General features: G+C 61.1%; 15 protein-coding genes and 1 tRNA gene. 3 read left to right on the top strand and 13 right to left on the bottom strand.

Annotation, left to right across the window (positions count from 1 at the left end):
• Positions 1-26: 26 nt before the first annotated feature.
• From ACTOXK_RS03305 to ACTOXK_RS03270, 8 genes are all read right to left on the bottom strand, one after another.
• Positions 27-911 carry a hypothetical protein gene (locus ACTOXK_RS03305; protein ID WP_482277258.1) on the bottom strand — a complete coding sequence of 295 codons (885 nt, stop codon included), beginning with the start codon at positions 909-911 and terminating at the stop codon, positions 27-29.
• Between the two features lie 23 nt (positions 912-934).
• The gene (locus tag ACTOXK_RS03300; protein ID WP_482277259.1) at positions 935-1,636 is read right to left on the bottom strand and encodes a hypothetical protein; all 702 of its coding nucleotides are present in this window, start codon (positions 1,634-1,636) and stop codon (positions 935-937) included.
• Positions 1,633-2,166 carry a hypothetical protein gene (locus ACTOXK_RS03295; RefSeq protein WP_482277260.1) on the bottom strand — a complete coding sequence of 178 codons (534 nt, stop codon included), beginning with the start codon at positions 2,164-2,166 and terminating at the stop codon, positions 1,633-1,635. The genes ACTOXK_RS03300 and ACTOXK_RS03295 overlap by 4 nt, the downstream gene beginning before the upstream one ends.
• On the bottom strand, positions 2,163-3,359 hold the full coding sequence (locus ACTOXK_RS03290) for a hypothetical protein (RefSeq protein ID WP_482279246.1): 1,197 nt from the start codon (positions 3,357-3,359) through the stop codon (positions 2,163-2,165). The genes ACTOXK_RS03295 and ACTOXK_RS03290 overlap by 4 nt, the downstream gene beginning before the upstream one ends.
• A gap of 147 nt (positions 3,360-3,506) precedes the next feature.
• On the bottom strand, positions 3,507-4,949 hold the full coding sequence (locus tag ACTOXK_RS03285; protein WP_482277262.1) for a coiled-coil domain-containing protein: 1,443 nt from the start codon (positions 4,947-4,949) through the stop codon (positions 3,507-3,509).
• Positions 4,950-4,965: 16 nt separating this feature from the next.
• Positions 4,966-5,778 carry a hypothetical protein gene (locus tag ACTOXK_RS03280; protein ID WP_482277263.1) on the bottom strand — a complete coding sequence of 271 codons (813 nt, stop codon included), beginning with the start codon at positions 5,776-5,778 and terminating at the stop codon, positions 4,966-4,968.
• Positions 5,779-5,789: 11 nt separating this feature from the next.
• On the bottom strand, positions 5,790-6,965 hold the full coding sequence (locus ACTOXK_RS03275; protein ID WP_482277264.1) for an OmpA family protein: 1,176 nt from the start codon (positions 6,963-6,965) through the stop codon (positions 5,790-5,792).
• Positions 6,962-7,849 carry a hypothetical protein gene (locus ACTOXK_RS03270; RefSeq protein WP_482277265.1) on the bottom strand — a complete coding sequence of 296 codons (888 nt, stop codon included), beginning with the start codon at positions 7,847-7,849 and terminating at the stop codon, positions 6,962-6,964. Before ACTOXK_RS03270 ends, ACTOXK_RS03275 begins: the two co-directional genes overlap by 4 nt.
• Before the next feature lie 163 nt (positions 7,850-8,012).
• Between ACTOXK_RS03270 and ACTOXK_RS03265 the strand changes: the two genes are divergently transcribed.
• Together ACTOXK_RS03265 and ACTOXK_RS03260 are read left to right on the top strand one after the other, a co-directional pair.
• The gene (locus tag ACTOXK_RS03265; RefSeq protein ID WP_482277266.1) at positions 8,013-10,253 is read left to right on the top strand and encodes a TIR domain-containing protein; all 2,241 of its coding nucleotides are present in this window, start codon (positions 8,013-8,015) and stop codon (positions 10,251-10,253) included.
• A gap of 81 nt (positions 10,254-10,334) precedes the next feature.
• Positions 10,335-11,867, top strand: coding sequence for a RyR domain-containing protein (locus tag ACTOXK_RS03260; protein WP_482277267.1), 1,533 nt, complete (start codon positions 10,335-10,337; stop codon positions 11,865-11,867).
• Here ACTOXK_RS03260 and ACTOXK_RS03255 read toward each other — a convergent pair whose 3' ends face one another.
• Both ACTOXK_RS03255 and ACTOXK_RS03250 read right to left on the bottom strand, forming a co-directional pair.
• Entirely contained in the window at positions 11,868-12,836 is a 969-nt protein-coding gene (locus ACTOXK_RS03255) for a virulence RhuM family protein (RefSeq protein ID WP_482277268.1), read from the bottom strand.
• A 128-nt stretch (positions 12,837-12,964) separates the two neighbouring features.
• Positions 12,965-13,042 (bottom strand) — tRNA-Met (locus ACTOXK_RS03250).
• Between the two features lie 129 nt (positions 13,043-13,171).
• On the opposite strand from ACTOXK_RS03250, the gene ACTOXK_RS03245 reads away from it, so the two are divergent.
• Complete coding sequence (locus tag ACTOXK_RS03245) at positions 13,172-14,137, top strand: DMT family transporter (RefSeq protein ID WP_482277269.1); 966 nt, start codon at positions 13,172-13,174, stop codon at positions 14,135-14,137.
• Between the two features lie 195 nt (positions 14,138-14,332).
• Here the strand turns inward: ACTOXK_RS03245 and ACTOXK_RS03240 are convergent, their stop codons facing one another.
• From ACTOXK_RS03240 to menB, 3 genes are all read right to left on the bottom strand, one after another.
• Complete coding sequence (locus tag ACTOXK_RS03240; protein WP_482277368.1) at positions 14,333-15,757, bottom strand: amidophosphoribosyltransferase; 1,425 nt, start codon at positions 15,755-15,757, stop codon at positions 14,333-14,335.
• 203 nt (positions 15,758-15,960) lie between these two features.
• Positions 15,961-18,684: an AMP-binding protein gene (locus ACTOXK_RS03235; RefSeq protein WP_482277270.1), complete on the bottom strand. Its 2,724-nt coding sequence runs from the start codon at positions 18,682-18,684 to the stop codon at positions 15,961-15,963.
• A gap of 33 nt (positions 18,685-18,717) precedes the next feature.
• A complete protein-coding gene (gene menB, locus ACTOXK_RS03230; protein ID WP_482277271.1) occupies positions 18,718-19,557 on the bottom strand; it encodes a 1,4-dihydroxy-2-naphthoyl-CoA synthase in 840 nt (279 codons plus the stop codon).
• Positions 19,558-19,768 lie beyond the last annotated feature (211 nt).

Here is a 19,768-nt window from a genome sequence, read left to right as displayed (position 1 = left end):
ATGGCCAGGCCGTCCCTTAAGATCTTCTAGATGAACTCCGTTCTCGGAATAGCTACAGGGTTCACATTGCCGTCAGACCCAAGTGTGTAGGTGCAGGTAAGCAACCTTGGATTAGTGAAGTCGAGCTCGCAATCACTTTTCCAATAGGAACCCTCATCGCCAAACTTTTCCTCAAGGCCGCTCCATTCGGAGCCCGGGCCCAGCGCATAGGAGAATTCCCACACTCCCTCGGGAACGTAAGCCACCACCGTACCGCCCGAACGCACGTAGAACGAGAGCACCGTCTCAGCCGACAGGGGATCCTTCAGCTTGACAAAGGCATCCGCATCACTGGGAGCAACCACGATCAACTGAAATCGACCCCCCTGATCTATTGTCTCGAAAATGAATCCCGTAATGGGACGTTCTGCTGCTGCAAGGAAGCCCCTCGAGGGAGCCTCAACTCCCAATATATCCCCAAACGCCGCTGCGGCACGGGCAGCCGTCCGCTCCGCGCCGGTTGCTACGCCCTCATCGGGTCCATAGGTGTTCACTCCCTCGATCGAGGAGTTAATTACCACCGGGTCAGAGGCTGCATCCAACACCTCTTCTGAAGCCTGAGCACTCCCCGATGCCCCGTCTCCGGAGCCCGGCATCACCTCCTGCGAAGAATCGCGGGGCGTAGCCGTCCTGGAAGCATCCGTCCCGTCCGTACCCTCCGACGGCGCGGCATGCTCTTTCGTCACCTGCTCGGCCACCGATCTCGACACATTGCCGGACGACACTGAGTTGCCCTGCTGATCTCGAAACGGAAACCACAGCAAAAGAGCCAATAACGCGGCAAAGAGCGCTACGGGAATCCAATGGCGTAAGCGCCCCTCCCTACGACGGTCGAACCTGTTGCGGCGCCGATACCTATCTCCCTGATTCATGACCTACCAACCTCCTACTAATTCTAGGCGAACCACAACAACGCCCTTAAGCCAAATGCAGCCCAAACTCCCATTTCCATACCGTGATATGCGCTTGACAACGCCCGCAAAAGTGCCGGGGGACTTTCTCGGCGCTTTTTCATGAACAGCCAGCAAAGCGTTCCGCCAACGAAAGGCGATGCCAGCAAGACCCACCCCAGCGCGGGCCGACTAGCTGCCGCCGCAACCTGACACGCACCGACTGCCATGGAAATCTCAAGACAGGCCAGGGCACCAAAGGCCACCACCATCTCAAGCGATATACGAAATCGCGCCGCTCCTCCTTCATCGCCCTCATCCTCGGCAACTTTCGCATAGCGCCGAGGAAAGTACAGCGATTCCGGGCACGCCAGCCAGCAGAGGAACATCGCAAGAGGCGGAAAGGATCCGCATGCCGGCGCCAACGCCCATGCAGCCATCACTGAGAGCACTGCGCCACCAACTGTCCATGGCGCCGTCCGCCGATGCGTTTTCAGCACGAACCCAAACCCAATCCACCCTACGAGAAAGGCCAAGCCGGAAAGAGGCAGAGATGATTCTATGCGGAACGCCGCCGAATAGAGCATCGCATCCACCAGTTCCAGGCCAACCGTTCCGCCAGAAAAGCTCATGCGGACGACGATGCTCGCCAGCAAGGCCACACCCAGCCGCAATACCTTCTCCCGGATGATTCGCCAACGTATCATGAGGCCTGCCCATCGAGGGATGCCAACACAAAGCGGGCGCACTGCTCTAAAAAGTACACGGGGTCGGCCTGAGTGCTCTCCGCGAGGGAGAACACCGTCGTTTGCCCGTACACCCCTCCTACTACCCGGGGGTTTTCCGTCACTGCCACCACGAATGCCTCCCGCACCTCCACGCCGGACGCTTCGAGGACAGCACGCTCCTCCTCGATCTGGCGACAAGCGCACTCCACATCCTCGGGCATCAACATCGGCCCTCCCCCAGCACGCATCTCCATGCGCAGAGCGTCCATCGAGCAGAATCCAACTGCGCCAGCCCCCTCAACAGGGGCGTACCGAGACGCGAGGCGCACCATTTTTGCCGCGTCGCGATCGCGTTCTAGCAACGCCAGAAACTTTGCCACCCCCCTGTGGGGCGAAGCGGCGCCACAGCCCAGCCCGCCCTCGCGGGCATCGATAATCAGTAGGCACAACACGATCGGGCAAAGCTCCTCAATTGCATCGCCTCGCTTGTCCCGCTGAAGAAGCCTCACGAGATACCACCTCGCAACGAAAAAATCATTAGAAACTGGGCCAGGCTCATGAACAAGACCGCCGTGGCAACAGACCAACAGTATGATTTCCTCCCATATCCCGAGAAGCAATGCCTTCGAGCTGCAAATAGGTTGTACACTGCGCACCCCAGCACGGCAGCCACCCCGTAGCGCCAACCCATGTTAATGGCAGAATGAGCATAGTCTGCACCTCGAAGAGCCATAACGAGCAGATCGAGGGGAGCGAACCCGTTCATGGCCGAGCACAAACCCAAGGCGGCGGCCATCCCCAGCGTTACGGGCCAAAACACGGTAGCGTTCCCGTAACCGCGCAGGCCCCATGGCCGCTGCTCACACTCTTTTACCTGATCAGCAGGCACACGGGCACCGTTCAAAAATTGCTTGAGCCGGTCTTTCCATACTGAGAAACCACTCCGACGACGGCTCTCCCCGCGTTCGAAGTGCGCGATCATTTCCGTGGCGAGAGTCCCGGCGTCTCCGGTGCCCATGCCACGAAAACTGTGCCCCAACAGGTCCCTGAATGGGCGGGGCACATCCCACAGATTTCCCAGCAAAGGCGTGTCTTTATCGAAGCGACCTACGACTTTCACAAACCAGGGCCTTTTCACCGCATCGAATGTCGCTGCGATCATGTCCGAAGCCGACGGTCCCCTGAGACCCGAACAATCGTCCTCCCATAATCCCGCGCTCGGCGGAGGAGCGCCGTTCTTTCGCAGGAGGCTATATTCGCAGACGGCAAGGTCAACTGCTCCCTGCCACGGCAGCAGAGAGAGTGCAGTCTGATGCGAAGCGCAGCTCTCCTCCATCAGGGTAACCCAGTCTGTCGCCAGAAACACCCGGCACGTCGTCGGATCGACACGGATGCGCTCGGGAGATAGACGACCGAGGGAGACTCCCAGCTGCGATGCAACACATACTTGCACGGCAAGGTTGTACGCTACCCGCCGTCGTTCCGACCGAGCGTCCCCTGAAAAGTCCAGGTAACGGCTTAGGCTCACGCCACGATGCATATGCGTGACGATGAGGCCGACGAACTCACCGTTGCGATAGGCTGCATCCACGGGCAATGACACTTGCTTCTTCAATCCATTGAGCCGGGCGTCGCCGAACTTCAGCTGCGCCTTAGCGGTCGCCTCATCCCGCGAAGAGAGCAATCGCGCGGGCAGCTCCACGAAGGCCAGTTCCTCTTCGCCCTCCAGCAAAACGCTCCCGCAAAAGGAAGACAGCTCTACGAAGCCCTTTGCAGAAGGATGGTAAGTCTTTCCCCCTCTACCGGACAGCTCCCCCGATGTCTCTCGCGCAACGCTCACAGTCCACCGCTATTTGTCCCGATTATCAGAAGCAAGATCGGCAACCCATTTCTTAAGCACAGCTTTCAACGAGCCTGGCTGCTCGTCGGCGCCAGGTCGGTCGTCGAAATCCTCGGAAGCCTCGACAACTTCCTGGACCTCTCCTTCTTGTGCTCCAGGCTCCAACGCCTCGGCCGGGGGAAGCGTCCCGACTTCAGTCGCCTCCTCGGTCGCCGAAGGCCGCTCGGAAGTCTTGCTCTCATTGGGAACTGCGGGCCCGTCAGCGGCAAAAGGCTCGACGCCAGCCGGCGCCGCCTCTGCGACGGTCTCCTGTGCTTCACCCGTCGGCGCCGCCTCTGCGACAGCCCCCTGCCCTTCACCCGTCGCCGTCTCTGCGACAGCTTCACGCATTTCAGTCTCAGCCTCTTTGGCAGACGCCTCGGCCGCTGGCTCTTCCGAAGGAGGGGCATCGTGCGCAGATGCTTCCGTAACGCCCAGGCGCTCCAATTCCTGCTGCGCCCATTCTTCTTGGACGCGAGCGACCTGCTCTTGGGCGCGGGCGATTTCCACGTTGGCCTCGAGAGCCGCCTGACGGGCAGCACTCTCGGCCCGCGCGGCTTCCTTCTCGGCCCGCAGCTGATCCAAATCCATCTCAGAACGCTCTTGGCGCACCTGCCATTTCAGCCTTTCACGCTCAGCCCGCATCTGTTCTTTGCGCACACGACGCTCATAGCGGCGCTGTTTGAGTTTCTGCCAAGCGGCGTTCCGGTCTTCGCGCCGCTGGACCCGCACGGCCTTGGCTGCAGAAGACCTCACTTCCCGAGCCGTCTTGGCCTCGTTCTTCTGAGTAGCCTTTTCCCGGGTTCGCTGCGCCTTGGCCTCGGTTTTCGCCGCTCGCTCCTCATCTTGCTGCAGCCTCTTGGCCTGCTTGCGCCTCATTTGAGCTTCGCGTCGATCGTAGCTGGCCGCTACCGAATGCCATTCGTACATGCGCGCTTTGTCGATGCCCTCTTCGCGACGGGAGCGCTCCTCGCATACTGCCTGATAAGCCATGATATTCGCACGACGCAAGTCTGCAATGCGCTGGTCGATAATGCCATTGCGCTCCACCTGAATTTGCGCCAACCCATGCAACTCGCTGAGAAACGCCTCAACCAGCGGCATGGCCTGTGCGTCGTATTGGCCTCCGTGGAACTTTCGCTCGATAACCTGCATGCTTTCGGCCAATTCGGAGAAGACGAGGGCGTCCACATGGGCCGACGAGCACACGGCGCTTTCAAACACCGACGCGCCCACCAGGTTCCCCACGTCAATCCGGCGCACGCGCGGCCCCTGGGTCACCGGGCCCGGCCGATCGAAATCGAGGTGCGAGATACGAATCTGCCCAGGAGCATAGTAGGCAGCCGCTGGAGCTTGAGCGGAAGGAGCCGCCGAGGGAATCGACTGCCGCTTCTTGCGATTGAACCATGTCATGAGGATCCTCCGTCTATTACGATGCCTTCTCACCAGCCGCCCGAGTTTGCTTCGGAGCTTCCTCGGCGCTTCCCGTTGCCCACAACTTGAAACCCTCGGTTGCGGGCTCGTTTTCTACACCTCGCAGGCATGCGGCGAAGAACCGCTCGTTTTCTTCACGAGGCACGGTCGTGAGGGCTCGGTCGTTGATAATCTGCGTATCGAAGGACATCCGACGAAATACCCCGCGCCCGTAGCACGAAAGCCGAGCAACGAAGTCGAGGCGCACAAGGCGCTCATGGGTCGCCGAGGCATCCATCACATCCTGATATTGCGACAGCACCACCCCGGCCTGGGCCGATACCTTGTTGAGGGTTTCGCGCAACGCTTCCTCACGGGCGACGAACTCCCATTCGACCAGCACAGCACGGCGGATCCGCCGCTTTTCCGCCACGCGCTCGCCCGCGCACTCATCGCCGTCGCGATCAATGCAGACGCTCTCACTCTTCACCGCCTTCAGTCGCGGCAACTCATCGATACGACGAATGATCTCGTTGCGGTCGCGCACCGCCTCTTCCAACAGGGGCCGCAATTCGAACATAAGGCCGTTGGCCTCCTGCCATTCGGCATTGATACGCAAGTCGGCTCGTTCTACAAGCGTCTGAATATAAGGCGAATCAATGTGCCCCGCCCGAGCCACGAACACCTTCCCCCGTCGTGCATCGAGGTAGCCGCGCAGCCATAGACCCATACGCGCGGGCATCCCGAGGCTGCGGGGAAAGAACAGATCATAGCGCCGTTCGCGCGTCTCGGAGGCAATTTTGACGGCATCGTCTTTCGGCGAACTCATGACACCAGCCGCTATCCGAGCACAATTTCCACGCGACGATTCTGCTCGTCGGTCTCGTATGTAGCGTCTTCCCCCATACCCACGGCCGTAATCTGGCTCTCAGGCACACCAGCATCTACCATCAGGGCCTTTACCGTGTCCGCCCGCCTTTGCGACAAATCCAAATTGTAGGACTCGTCGCCAACGGTGCTCGTGTACCCATTGACGGCAACCGTCAGGGTCGGAAAGTCGATCAGTTGGTTGATGTGATCCTTCAAAGCCTCGCGGGCGGCAGCTTCGTCGACAAGGGCATCGGAGTCATTGTCGAATTTAATGGCCCCATTGCTCTTGAGCTCATCAAACTCAACGTTGTCGCCCGGGCGCATTGGCCTATCATTTTCGCTATCATACGCAATTCGAGGCATATCGACAGCGCTTACGCTGGGCACACCTTCCGTGGGGGCGGCCCCCGATCCCGGACGAAACGTGATGCCCCCCTCAACGCCAGCCGCCTCAAAAAGCGCACGATAGAGGTATTCCATAGCCTTGGTGGTTCCTTGGTTCGGAGAGGCCTGATCACCGCTCGTCTCACCCAGGCCGAACCAAATCACTTCATCAATGTTCTCGAATTTCACCAAATCGCCGCGTTCGCGTAAGGTCGAAATCAGCACTTCGGGCTCTAACAAGGCCTCACGCGTAGACTCTTCCGTGAAGTTAATCAAACCCGCCGTCGATATACCCGAATCGATGATGACGAGCACATTACGGTTCCCCTCAGCCACAGAACTGGAAAGTCTACGATCAGCTTCGCAAATCGCAGCAAACAAATCCACTTCCTCCGTTTGTGCATTCCAATTTGCGCCGAGTATTTTTTCTGCCTTCAATCCCTCGATCGCTTTTGCTTTCCTGCGCCCATTCGACTCGTCAGAAGTAAGTTGCACATCAAACGCCCATGGATTTCCATCTGCTACCACGCCGAAAAAGTGACCCTCGTTTTCCGCAATTGCGTCCAAGTACCCTTCCGCAACCAACATATCCTGGCTGGAGTTAGCCCTCTTCGCATATACAAAAGCAGCGTTGTCGCAGCTGATCGCCTCTCCGGTATCTGCCAAATCGGTCGACGGGCCCTCTGATGTGCAGCCAACGACGCCGAGGCCCAAAAATGCCCCCAGAATCAATGCTATGACGCCAAGTCCTCTTCTGCTCATTTCCTGTCTCCTTGCTCTTGATGATCGAAGGCGCGCTCCCGAACTAATCTGCCAATCTGAGTAAAATCATGGGCATCGGCTGGATCGACAATGCCGTTCAACTGAGTAGATAGCTCGCAAATGCGGAACGCGCTCTCTACCATTTGGCGATCAAGCTCACGTTCCTTCGTCTCATGTCCCAAAATAGCAATGGGGTCAACGGCGTGTATCGCATAGGTCTTCTCGTAGAGAAGCCTGTCTTCGGGAATGTGAGCTTCCGCAAGTCGCTTTTTTTCGGCTGCATAGAGATCGACGGAGTAGTACGAGCGAATCATGCTCATGAGAGCGCCGAGACCCATCACTGTCAAAAGGGCTATCGTCTCAAGCAGGGTGTCGTCGACATCGGACAGCGAATCAGCATCAAAAGCAACACTACGGAACCGAACGATTCCCACCAACGCCAGCACTATCACAAGCAAAATGAAGAAAAGAGCCCCCGAGACAAAAGCCGCCTTGCTTCTACTCACTTTGAATTCGGAGAACTTGCTGCCCGCCATACTGGAAAATTTCAAATACAGAACAATGAACCCGAGACATATCAGGGCAACAAAGGCAAAACCCATCCACTCCGACCGGTCGCCATCAGCGCCGAAGACATCGAGAAACGACGCGTTCCCAAGCATGAGCGCAAAAGAGTCTTGTAGCAAATAGATATCAACAGCAACGGATAATACGACAACGCCCAGAAGCCCCTTCACCCAGGGTCGTTTCGTCTTCATCGCCGCATCCAAATCAGCCACATAGGTATCGCTGGGAAATGCTCGGGGGAAGCGTTGCTCCCGACGGCGTTCACGCCATGCCCGAAAACGCCCCACGGCGCCTTTTATCTTGTCCCAAACCTTCATAACTTGGGCTCCCTGTACTCTCTCGTTGTCCCACGGGGCATTTCGCAAGCTCGCCCGTTACTGACGTAGTGTTTTATTGTACGAAGGACGCTGAGGGCCATTGCCCAATGAAGCCTGTAGCCGTCTTGAAGGATGCGGTCTCATTCGGGTTATAATTCCTCCCATGGATTGTCCCTTTTGTCATAGCAAAATCCCTGACGGTGCTGTATTTTGCCCACGGTGCGGGAAACCGCTGCCCGATCGCGACGAACCGAGCGACTTCGGCTATGCCGCCTTCATCAGCTACCGGCATTTACCCCGTGACACCGAGGTTGCTCGGCAGGTGCAGAAGGCCATCGAGACCTATCGGCTACCGCGCGGAGTTGCTATCAGGCAGCAACGCGATGAGAGCGCCACAACGGGTCCCAAGCGCCCGCAGGATGGCAAGGCCCTCGGCAAGTGCTTCCGCGACGAGGACGAGCTAGCGGCTTCCCCCTCCTTGCCCGACAGCATTCAACGGGCCCTCGAGACATCCCAGGCCCTCGTCATCATCTGTTCGCCCGATACCCAGGAAAGCCACTGGGTGCAACGGGAAATCGAAACCTTCGCCGCTCTGCACGGACGCGAACGCATCATCTGCGTGCTGGCCGACGGTGACTCAGCCCGCAGCATTCCCGACATTCTGAAAACACGCCTCTTTCCCGATGCCCACGGCATCATGCGCGATATGCCCACCGAGCCCTTGGCCGCCGACCTGCGCCCCGAGTCTAAGACCAAGCACAAGGCCGAGTTACTGCGCATTATTGCCGCCGTCGCCGGTTGCAACTTCGATGACCTGCGCCAGCGAGAGCGCAACCGACGCCGCAATCGCAGAATCGCTTTCTCCATAATGGGGGCAGTACTCATCTCGCTGGTTACCGCGCTGGCCGCCACCGCCATCCACGCCTCCTGCAACGCCCGCGCCGCCGAGTCGCGCAGCTTGGCGGCAGTTGCCCAGGAGCAACTGGCTCGCGGCGAGCGTATGCAGGCCGTCCAGACCGCTCTTTCTGCACTGCCCTCTTCCTCGTCCGATCTCCGGCGACCCATCACCTCCGAAGCCCAAAAGGCCCTGGAAGATGCCCTCGATGTGAACCAAGACACGATACGATTCTGGAAACCGAACTTCACTTTTGACGCGAATGCCGAGATTGTAGCCCTGGCGGCGCATCACCGAAGCGACTGGGTGGTCATCCTCGACAGCGAAGGAGCCCTCACGCTCGTGGACGTGTTTACAGGGGCGACGCGAGCCACTCTTCATCTCCGCGACTCTGATTCAAATCCCCTCTCCTGCACTACCGAGGATTGGATTCTGGCCCCTGCCGGGCCCAACCGATGCGTCATCGGCACGCGAGCCGATGAAGGCATTCTTATGTGCATTGACACCACCAGCGGTGCTGTTCTGTGGAATCGCGAAGACGTTCCCATAGATGCCCTTGCCGTAGCCGAAGATGGAGAAACTTTTGCGCTGTGCTTTATTTTGGAGGATGGCACCGCAGCAGCCACGACCCTCGATGCCGCCAATTGCACAATGATTTCTTGGACCCAGGCAAACTCTATCGAGGCCTTGCGCCCCAACACATTCGCCACCTGCGCCTATGATAGCGAAAAAGATATCGTGAGCCTCGCACTCGGAGCCTATGCCCTCCTCTTTTTCGTCGAAAACGGGGAATACGAGCTTGTCGAAGTAGGGAATAACCTCATCAGCTCCTTGGCCATGCGAGATGGCATGCTGACGAGCGCTTCATATGACGCTGGCGAAGGCGAATATTGGTTCGTTGACATGCCCTTTATGTTTACCGCCTCCGACACATCTGCCGACGTCACTAGAAGAGCATGGACTACTGAAGGAATGTTCTCGGCCACCGTAGCAGGAGAAGCTTATTACGCTACCCCTTACATCGGCTATCCGCGCTTCAATGAATATGTTTTCGAGGGCAGTCCCGCTGCGGTATTGAGCGCAGGACACAGCTTGCGCATTCTCTCTCTTACCGACGGACACAGCATCTATCAGGAGGATTACCCCAATGGCATCGTTTCCGTCGGCAAGCAGTACGGCGGCGATAACGATTTCTTAGCCATCGCCCTCGCCGACGGCACGCTGGACATCCGTCATCCCCTGGAGCCGGCCCCCTCTCAGGGTGATGTGTTTCGTGCCAGTGTTCCTTACCAGATCGACCAGGCCATTCTTTACCAAAATCCCAACGGTTTCATCGTGGCGCTTCTCCACACGGCAAACCAGCCGAACCGCATGCTTTCGTACCGTTTCGATGCGCTCACCCTGGATGATTCACCCCAGTGCACCTACGACGAACTGATCAGCCGTGGACGCTGGCTTCTGCGCAACTATCTGGTTCCTGATGCTCCTCTCCATTGCCCAACGATGTAATCGCAAGCGGGTATCATAGGCACCGCAACGTTAACAATCGCCGCGAAATTGCCGACAACGAAGGGAGGGATTGGCCAACCGATGGCTAGCAAGAGACGATCGATGGCCAATCGCCCCGTAGACGCTGTGGAGGCCGCCCTCAGGCGCGAAGAGGCGCGGCGGGGCAGCACCATGAAACCCATCGAAGTGGTGAAGGTGGCTCTGGCAGCCTACCTGTCCTTCACCTTCCGCGAAGATCGGGAGGGCAACGAGAGCGCCGCCCTCCCGACGGAATCTCGCGATGCCGCCCAGTTGCGGCGCGGCACCGAGGCATCCGTCGATCGATTGCTCTTCAACGCGAACTACTGGCGCGCGGCCTACGAATCGCGCATCATTGCCGCCTGCGCTCGGCCCGAAGACGCCCAGCTGTGCCTGCAGGCCGTATCAGTCTGGAATGCCCATACCCTCAAGCTGAATCGGCTCTCCCCTGACGAGACTGCTGCCACGTTCGCGCGCTTCTGCCCACCCTTCGCCTTGAATCAGCGGCGCGGCTCCCACGAGCGCACGCGCGCGGGCAAAGGGCCGCTGCCCGATTTTAAGAAAGCCATCGAGAGCCTGGAAGAGCAGGGCGCCGAGCCCGCCGAAAGCGTCGATGACCTCCGCTTTCTCCTGGCAACCATGGAAGCCGAAGCCGCTGCCTATGAGAGTTTCGATCCGTTGACACCGCTGCGGGCCCTGTTCGACATCCTTCCCGCCTGGTGCCTGCAAAACCGCATCGAACTGGTCGGCGGTTCGTGGTGGGACGACTGCGCCGTCATGGGCGTCATCATCGACGGGCTCTATCGTCGGTTCCTCGATCTCGGCTTCAGCGAGGCAGCCTGCCAGTACTTCCTCGATTCCTGCTACGAGGCCCTCGATGCCTACCACCGCGACCTGTCCAGCGAGCCCACCCCGCTCAGCGAGTTCGATATCCCACAGCTCATCGCCTTGGTTCGGGAAGCGCGCCGGGAATACCCCACCTTCGAGACCGACGGCTACGGCCACCAGCTACCCGCATGGCTCATCAGCAAGGAGCAGCTCGTTTGGAACATCCTGGTGTGCGCCATCTACGGGCCGCCGAGCACCCGGCCTCTACTGGTGGATTCGCCCGATATGCTGTCAAGCCAGGGCTACACGGAGAAGACCGACGTCATCACCGAGCTGGCCCAAACGTCGTTCACCCGTTACACCGCCGACCGCATCGCTTCCCAAGCCGACCAGGAGTTCGCCACGTTCGCCAGCTTGCCGGCCGACCTACGCGAATCCTCCATCGCCTACATCGTCAGCATCCACCGCAAGCTGGACACCCTCGGCTACGAGGTGCTGCCCGCGGGTAGCTGTTACCCCGACCGCTGCGTGACCGCCTTTACGGCCAGCGAGGTGGAGTGCCTCGCCATTTTGGAGCACCGCCGCTGGTTACAGGAACGCCAGAAGGCCGGCTGGCGCTACGGGGCCGCGAAGGACGTGGAGGCCAAGCGCAGCCCCTACCTCGTTCCCTGGGAAGAGCTGCCCGACCGCGCCCGGGAATGGAATCGCTCCGCGGTGCGCAGCATCCCCAGCCTGCTCGCCAGCGTGAACCTCGCCGTGGTGAAATAGCTAGTCTTCCAACTGCCGTATCGCTCGGTCGAAATCGCTTTCAAGCTGGCGCATCTCACGGGCGCGATAGGCCTCGAACTCCGCCTCGGCTTTCTCGATCGCTTGCTTATGGGAGATCGCTCCATACCCCTCGAGCAGCGCTCGACGAGAGTTAACGATTTCTCGATCAAGCTCTTCAATCCACTCGGCCATAGTCATTGTTCGCTCTTCTAGGGCCTGCAACTCAGCGTAATCGAGAAAACGGGCGACCAGAAGATTGAGCGTTTGCAGCTCTTTTTCGGTCAGGTAGTTTTTCGCAATACACACGTCAGCCTTAGTGATGTAATCGCCATCGAACGTTGTCATGCCCACAAGCGGCTTTTCGCGGTCAACGCGGTCGTAAATAACCTCAGCCGCTGTGTGCTCATGGACGGCGTAATGAAGCTTGTTCTGCACGGTAGCGAAGAACTTGCGTGTCATGGAAGATTTCGGATCATAGTCAATGGCTGTCGCATAAATATCCGTTACCTGCTGATAGAGGTTACGCTCACTGGAGCGGATATCGCGAACTCGCTGGAGCAGCTCGCGGAAATAGCGACTGCGACCGTCCTTGAGCCGGCGATCATCGAGCGCGAAACCTTTAACAGCATACTCCTTGAGAATGCTTGTAGCCCATTGGCGAAAGTGAGTGGCTTTCCGCGAGTTCACGCGATATCCCACGGAAATTATCGCGTCGAGGTTGTAGACGTTCACCGTCCGCTTGACTTGACGACTTCCCTCCTGACGAACTTGTTCCATTTTGGAACAAGTTGCATCGGCCGCCAATTCGCCCTCATCGTAGATATTTCCCAGATGCTTAGTAATAGCCTGACTGTTAACGCCAAATAGCTGAGCTATCTGCGCCTGCGTGAGCCAGACCGTCTCATCCTCAAGCTGAACGTTCAGGCGAATATCGCCGTCGGGGGATTCGTAGATTTCGATGTCGCTCATGGGGCCTCCTCGGAACAAGTGGACGCGATCCCCATCCCCAAGAAACGTATCTCCTACGCCCCACGCCCATCGCAACGCCCACGCTATAACAAAAAAGCCGTCGAGCGAACTCGACGGCTGTCATTTCTTGGTCGCGGGGGGCGGATTTGAACCACCGACCTTCGGGTTATGAGCCCGACGAGCTGACCAGACTGCTCCACCCCGCAATGGGTTGCCTCTCAAAGGCAAGGATATATATTACTCTGATCTCGACCGATTGCAAGAAAAAGTTTTCCCGCACCAATGACGGCACAATTCCTGCACACTTCGACACACCATGCTATGATGCAACGACTATGGTTTCCCTCGCCCGACATACCAGCTTGCCCCCGTGGGTTTACAGGGCCGCGCTGCTCCTGTCGGCGGCCATTTGGGGCATGGGCACCGTGGTCATCAAATCCACCGTCGATGCCTTCCCGCCCTCGTGGCTCGTCGGCGTGCGCTTCCTGGGGGCCGGTCTCATCTTGGGAGCCGTCACCCTGCCGCGCATTCGCCAGGCCTACGCCCGCAACAGGCGCGGGCACCTGCGCGATGGCGCCGTGCTCGGCGTGCTCCTGTTCGCCTCCTATTGGTGCAACTCCACCGGCCTCACCGACACCACGGCCTCGAACAGCTCGTTTCTCACCACGCTCTACGTGGTCATCATCCCGTTCCTCGGCTGGATCATCATTGCGAAGCGGCCCACCCGGTTCAACATCGCCGCCGCCCTGCTCTGCGTTGCGGGCGTTGCCTGCGTAGCCTACGGCGGTGCCGGCGCCTTCTCACTGCGCTTCGGCGACCTCATCACCCTGGCCTCGGCGTTCTTCCTCAGCCTGCACGTGCTGTACACGGCGAAGTACGCCCCGGGCCGCTCCATGACGCTGCTCACGGTCGTCCAGTTCATCACCGCCGGCATCCTCGGCCTCATCGTGGGTGCCCTCACCGAGCCCACGCCCAACTTCGCATCCCTCGGCGCCGACACGTGGGTCAGCCTCGTCTACATCACGGCGTTCGCCAGCTGCGTGGCCCTGGGTCTCCAGAACATGGCCGTGGCCCGGGTCGATCCCGCCCAGGCCTCGCTGTTCCTGGCCACGGAATCGGTCTTCGGCGTCACGTTCTCCATCCTGCTGCTCGGCGAAGTACTCACCCTCTCGTCGTTCGCCGGCTTCGCCCTCATCTTCGCCGGCATCGTCATCAGCGAATACCTTCCCCTGCGCGCTGAAAAGAAAGCCGCGGAAACGGAAGCGCTCGCCCTCGACGAAGTCGATGCCGCCCTACGGTAGGGCACGCGGTCAACGAGCAAAGGCCGATCACGGCACATGCGGCGCGATATTCCAGCCGCTCTCGAAATTACTCTCGATTCACTCTCGAAGTCGCACTCTCTATCGAGAGCATTTTCGAGAGTGCCGCAAAAAAGGAGCCAACCTGGGTCGGCTCCTTTGAGAACAGCGCTACGATCGTGAATGCAAAACGAGTTCTTACTCCCTACCATCCCAGCAGTAGGTGCAGATCTTCTCCGGGTCGATGCCGATGGCCTCGATCATGCCGGTCAGGCTCTGATAGCTCAAGGAATCGAATCCCATGTCCTCGCAGATGGTGCGCAGGAGGCACTGGCCGCGCTCGGTGGTGGCATCGGCGTACTCGTCCAAATGCGCCACGCCCTCTTCGCCTTCCAACTGGTCCACCACGCGGCGGGCGATGAGATCCATATCGGACTTGCTGGAAGAGAAGCTCAGGTACTTGCAGCTGTACATGATGGGCGGGCAGGCGCTGCGCATGTGCACCTCGGCAGCACCCGAATCGTACAGGAAGTTCACCGTCTCGCGCAGCTGAGTGCCGCGCACGATGGAGTCGTCCACGAACAGCAGCTTCTTGTCGCGGATGAGCTCGGGTACCGGCACCTGCTTCATGTTGGCGATCTTGTTGCGCAGATCCTGGTTCGCCGGCATGAACGACCGGGGCCAGGTGGGCGTGTACTTGATGAACGGGCGGCCGAACGCCATGCCGCTTTCCGTGGAGTAACCGATGGCATGGGGCACACCGGAATCGGGCACGCCGGCCACGTAATCCACCTCGGGACGCGCGCCGCGGGCCGCCTCGTCGCGGGCCATGATGGCGCCGTTGCGATAGCGCATCACTTCCACGTTCACGCCCTCGTAGTTGGAATTCGGGTAGCCGTAGTACACCCACATGAAAGCGCACATCTTCATCTCGTCGCGCGCCGGCGAGAGTACCTCGATGGCATCGGGCGTCAGCCGCACGATCTCGGCCGGCCCCAGCTCGTACTCGTCATGGTAGCCCAACTTGTGGTAGGCAAAGCTCTCGAAGGCCACGCAATGGCCGTTCTCGTCGCGCCCCACGAGCACCGGCAGACGGCCCATGAAGTCGCGGGCCGCAATGAGGTCGCCCGTATCGGTCATGATGAGCAGCGTGAGCGAGCCGTCCACCTTCGACTGGGCGTACTGAATGCCGCTGACCAGGTCGTCCTTCTGGTTAATGAGGGCCGCCACCAGCTCCGTGGCGTTCACCGCGCCGGAACTGAGGGCCATGAACTGGGTCGTGCGCCCCGAGAAATACTCCTCCACCAGGGCCTCGGCGTTGTTGATGGCACCGATGGTGGTGATGGCGAAGGTGCCCAGATGCGAGCGCACCAGCAGCGGCTGGGGGTCGGCATCGGAAATGCAGCCGATGGCACTCGTGCCATGGAAGCGCACGATGTCGTCCTCGAACTTCGTGCGGAAGGGGGTGTTCTCAATGGAATGAATCTGACGCTGGAACCCGTCGGCGTGATCGCGCACGATCATGCCCGCCCGCCGGGTACCCAAATGGGAATGATAGTCCACGCCGAAAAACACATCCAGCACCACGTCGCGCTGGGAAACTGCTCCGAAAAAGCCGCCCACGGAATCCTCCATCTCAGAAAGATCGCTTACCTCGTCAGTATAAATCGTACGCCTGCGCCAATGTTGCCGAGCCGTTAAAAGGGCACAAGAATCTGCGAGGGGCACCGCGAATCCCGCGCTCTGTCAGCCGAGCGACCGACCGGACACCGCGGCCCCTCGGTGGCGCGCGACGGCTCGCCGCGACACTTAGCCCGACGCAGCGCCTACTCCACCGTGAAGCGGCGCTGGCGGTGGGCTGCCAGGGCATCGGGGGCCAACTCGCAGCCGATGCCGAAGTCGTGGCCTTCCCCGTTCAGCGTGATGATGCCGTCGGGGGCCGTATAGGCCGGCACCGTGAGATCGGCGTCGAAGTAGCGGTCCGTGGCCCCCAAGTCGCCGGGAATGACCACCCCGGGCAGCGTTTGGAAGGCCGCGTGGACGAACCGCGAGATACCCGTGTCGTACATGCCGCTCATGCACACCTCGCGCCCCCGCGAGAGGGCCTTGTGCACGAACTCCAGAGAGCGCTGGATACCGCCGAACTTCCCGATCTTCACCATGGCACAGCGCAGCTCCGGGTACTCGAAGATGCGGTTGGCCTCGGCGGCGTTCACGAAGGACTCGTCCACGCACAGGGGCATGGCCAGGGTGTGTTGGAACGAGGCCAGCCGGGAGAAGGCGTTCTCGTGGCGGCTCACCCCCACCGCGTCCAGGTTCAGCGGCTCCTCGATCCAGCCGATGTCCAACTCGTCGTAGGAGCGCAGCTCGGCCATGTGGTGCAGGCTGAAACTCTGGTTCGCATCCAGCGTGATGAGCAGGTCGGGGAAGGCCCGGCGCACAGCCCGCACCGCCGGCAGCCCCTTGCCCGGGGCCACTTTCAGCTTCACCCGCTGGTAGCCCTGGCGCACGCAGGCCCGCACCTCGGCCACGGTCTGGGCCGGCGTGCCCATGCCCACCACGGCCCCGCTGTACACCTGGCGCGGCCGGCACCGCCGCCCGGTGGGCGCCGCATGGCCCAGGGCCGCGGGCTCTTCCTCACAGAAGGCGGCCACCCGCGAAAGACGGTCGAACTCCTCGCCGAGCAGGGCCCACAGCGGCTGCTCGGTCACCTTGCCGAACAGGTCCCAGCAGGCCATCTCGATGGCGCTCATGGCCATGGGGAACCGCTCCATACCCTCCACCGCCGCCAGGTCGGCGGCCACTTCCCGGGGATGCAGGTAGGTGCCGGCGATCACACGCGGGGCCAGCACCTCCCGCATGACCGCCAAATCTTCGCCGAGGGTCTCAGGCAGATACCAGTCGGTGTCGAAGGCCGTGCATTCCCCCACGCCCACGCGGCCCTTCTTGTCCACCACCTCCACGATGACGAGCTCGCGGTAGGTCAGGGTCTCCTTCGGCGTCTTGAAGGGCTTGGAAAACGGCAGGCGCACCTTGTGCAGCACCACGCGCTTGATGTCGATATGCTGGCGGAACAGCCCCTCGCAGGCCACCCGATCGACCTTGCCGATGCCCGTGCGCGGCATCTCGTCCACGATGCAGATCTGCTCGGGAATGTAGAGGCGCGACAGGCGCCGGGCCAGGGCATCCTTGATGATAGCGGCCGACAGGGGCGGGGCAGCCGGCGCCAACTCCACCACGGCGGCGGGACGGCGGCCCCAGCGCAGGTCGGGCACGCCGAACACGTAGGCATCGGCAATGCCGGGGATGCGCACGAGAGCATCCACGATCTCGGCCGGGTACACGTTCTCGCCGCCGGACACGAACATGTCCGCCGTGCGCTCGCGGATGTAGAGGCATCCCTCATGCAGGGCGGCGGTGTCGCCGGTGAGGAAGAACCCGTCCACCGTGAAGGCCGCTCGCCCGTTCACGTAGCCAGAGAACACCCCGGGTCCCCGCAGGGCCAGGCGGCCGAAGCCGGCGCCATCCGGCTCCACGATGCGCGCGGAATAGCCGGGCAGCAGCCGCAGGCCGCCGGTGAACTGGGGCGTGACGAGGGTGTTCGCCACCTGGCTCGAGGTCTCGGTCATGCCGTAGCTGGCATAGATGCGCGCCTTGGCCTCCAAGGCGCGGCTCACCGTGTTCGCATTCAGCGGGCCGCCCCCCAGCAGCAGGCAGTGGTACTGGGCCAGCACGCTCGGGCGGCAGTTCAGCATATCCTGGAGCATCTTGTCCACCACCGAGATGTGGGTGGCGTGCAGCTCGGTGGCATCGCGGAGCACCGTGCCCGCATCGAAGCGCTCGTAGAGCCGCAGCGACCAGCGGCTGCACACGCTGCGCACGAGCACTTGGAAGCCGCCCACGTGGAAGAAGGGCAGCACCGCCTGCCACAGGCCCCGATTCAGCGTGCGCGGGGAGAGCACCCGGTTCGATGCCTCGGCCGATTCCACCAGGTTGCGCCAGGTGAGCTCGGCCCCCTTCGGCTTGCCCGTGGTGCCCGAGGTGAACATGATGAGAGCCCGGTGCCCCGCGTCAAAGGTATGGGCCGCCCGCTCGGCGAAGTGGATGGCGTCCTCCACCACGCCGCCGAGGGAATCATCCACGCGCCCCGTGCGCGATTCCCCCCGCAGCAGCGACTGGCTCACCTGGTCGAAGAGGCGCCGCTCGCTCGCGGCGTCCACGCGGTGGGCGATGCGCACGCCGCAGCGCTCCAATTCCAGAAGCCGCATGAGCTTCTCGGCATCGGTGAGCCGATGGTTGAGGACCACCAGCCCGAAGCCCCCGTAGGCGGCGGCCAGGGCCAGAAACACGTACAGCGGGCAATTCGGCAGATCCACGGCCACCATGTCGCCGGGAAAGACCCCCTTGTCCCGCAGGCGCCGGGCCAGCTGGGCGGCCATGAGCCGTGTCTGGCGATAGGTGTAGGCCGTCTCCTCCCCCGCCCGATCGACGAAGGAGAAGAACACGGCATCGGGCCGCGCCTGGGCGGTGCTTTCAAATATATCGATCATCGACGGATCCCGGCCACCCCTCGGCTCCCTCTCCTACGGAAACTTCGGGAACTGGGTGAAGTCGGGAACGCGCTTCTCCTTGAAGGCGTCGCGGCCCTCCTTGGCCTCGTCGGTGGTGTAGTACAGAAGCGTCGCATCGCCGGCCAGCTGCTGGATGCCCGCCAGACCGTCGGTGGCGGCGTTGAAGGAGGCCTTCATGAAGCGCAGGGCCGTGGGGGAAAACTGCATCATCTCGGCGGCCCAATCCATGCACTCCCGCTCCAGGTCGTCGAAGGGCACTACCTTGTTCACCAGGCCCATCTCCAGAGCCTCGGCGGCGCTGTACTGGCGGCAGAGGTACCAGATCTCGCGGGCCTTCTTCTGCCCTACGATGGCAGCCAGGTACCCCGCGCCGTAACCGGCATCGAAGGAGCCCACCTTAGGGCCCGTCTGGCCGAACTTCGCCGTGTCGGCGGCAATGGTGAGGTCGCACAGAATGGAGAGCACGTGGCCGCCGCCGATGGCATAGCCGTTCACCATGGCGATGACGGGCTTGGGCACCACGCGGATGAGCCGCTGCAAATCGAGCACGTTCAGGCGAGGGATGGAGTCCTCGCCCACATAGCCGCCGTTGCCGCGAATCTTCTGGTCGCCGCCGGAGCAGAAGGCCTCGTCCTCGTGACGACCGCCGTGGTTCACACCCGTCAGCAGGATGACCCCCACGCTGGCATCATCGCGCGCCTCGGAGAAGGCGTCGTACATCTCCATCACCGTCAGCGGTGTGAAGGCATTGCGCCGTTCGGGCCGATTGATGGAGATCTTCGCCACGCCGTCGCACAGCTCGTAGCGAATCTCCCGGTACTCCTTGCCGCACGCCCAGTTGTAGTCGCTCAAGTTCCCGTCCTTCCCCATGTCGGCCCCAGAAAATGGGGCAATATCCTAACCAATCATAATACCGCAGAAACTTCTTCTCGCGCGGAAAAACCAAGGTCGCCGCCGTCTTCCGACCAAAAAGGGCGACCGTGCGGCCGCCCTTTGGAGAGGACTCGCGCCAAAGGCCGGGGCACCCAGCCGAAGCCGGTGCCGCGACCGGCCGAAGCCCGAA

The organism is Adlercreutzia sp., assembly GCF_056795635.1.
This window is presented reverse-complemented; position numbering and strand designations above follow the sequence as displayed.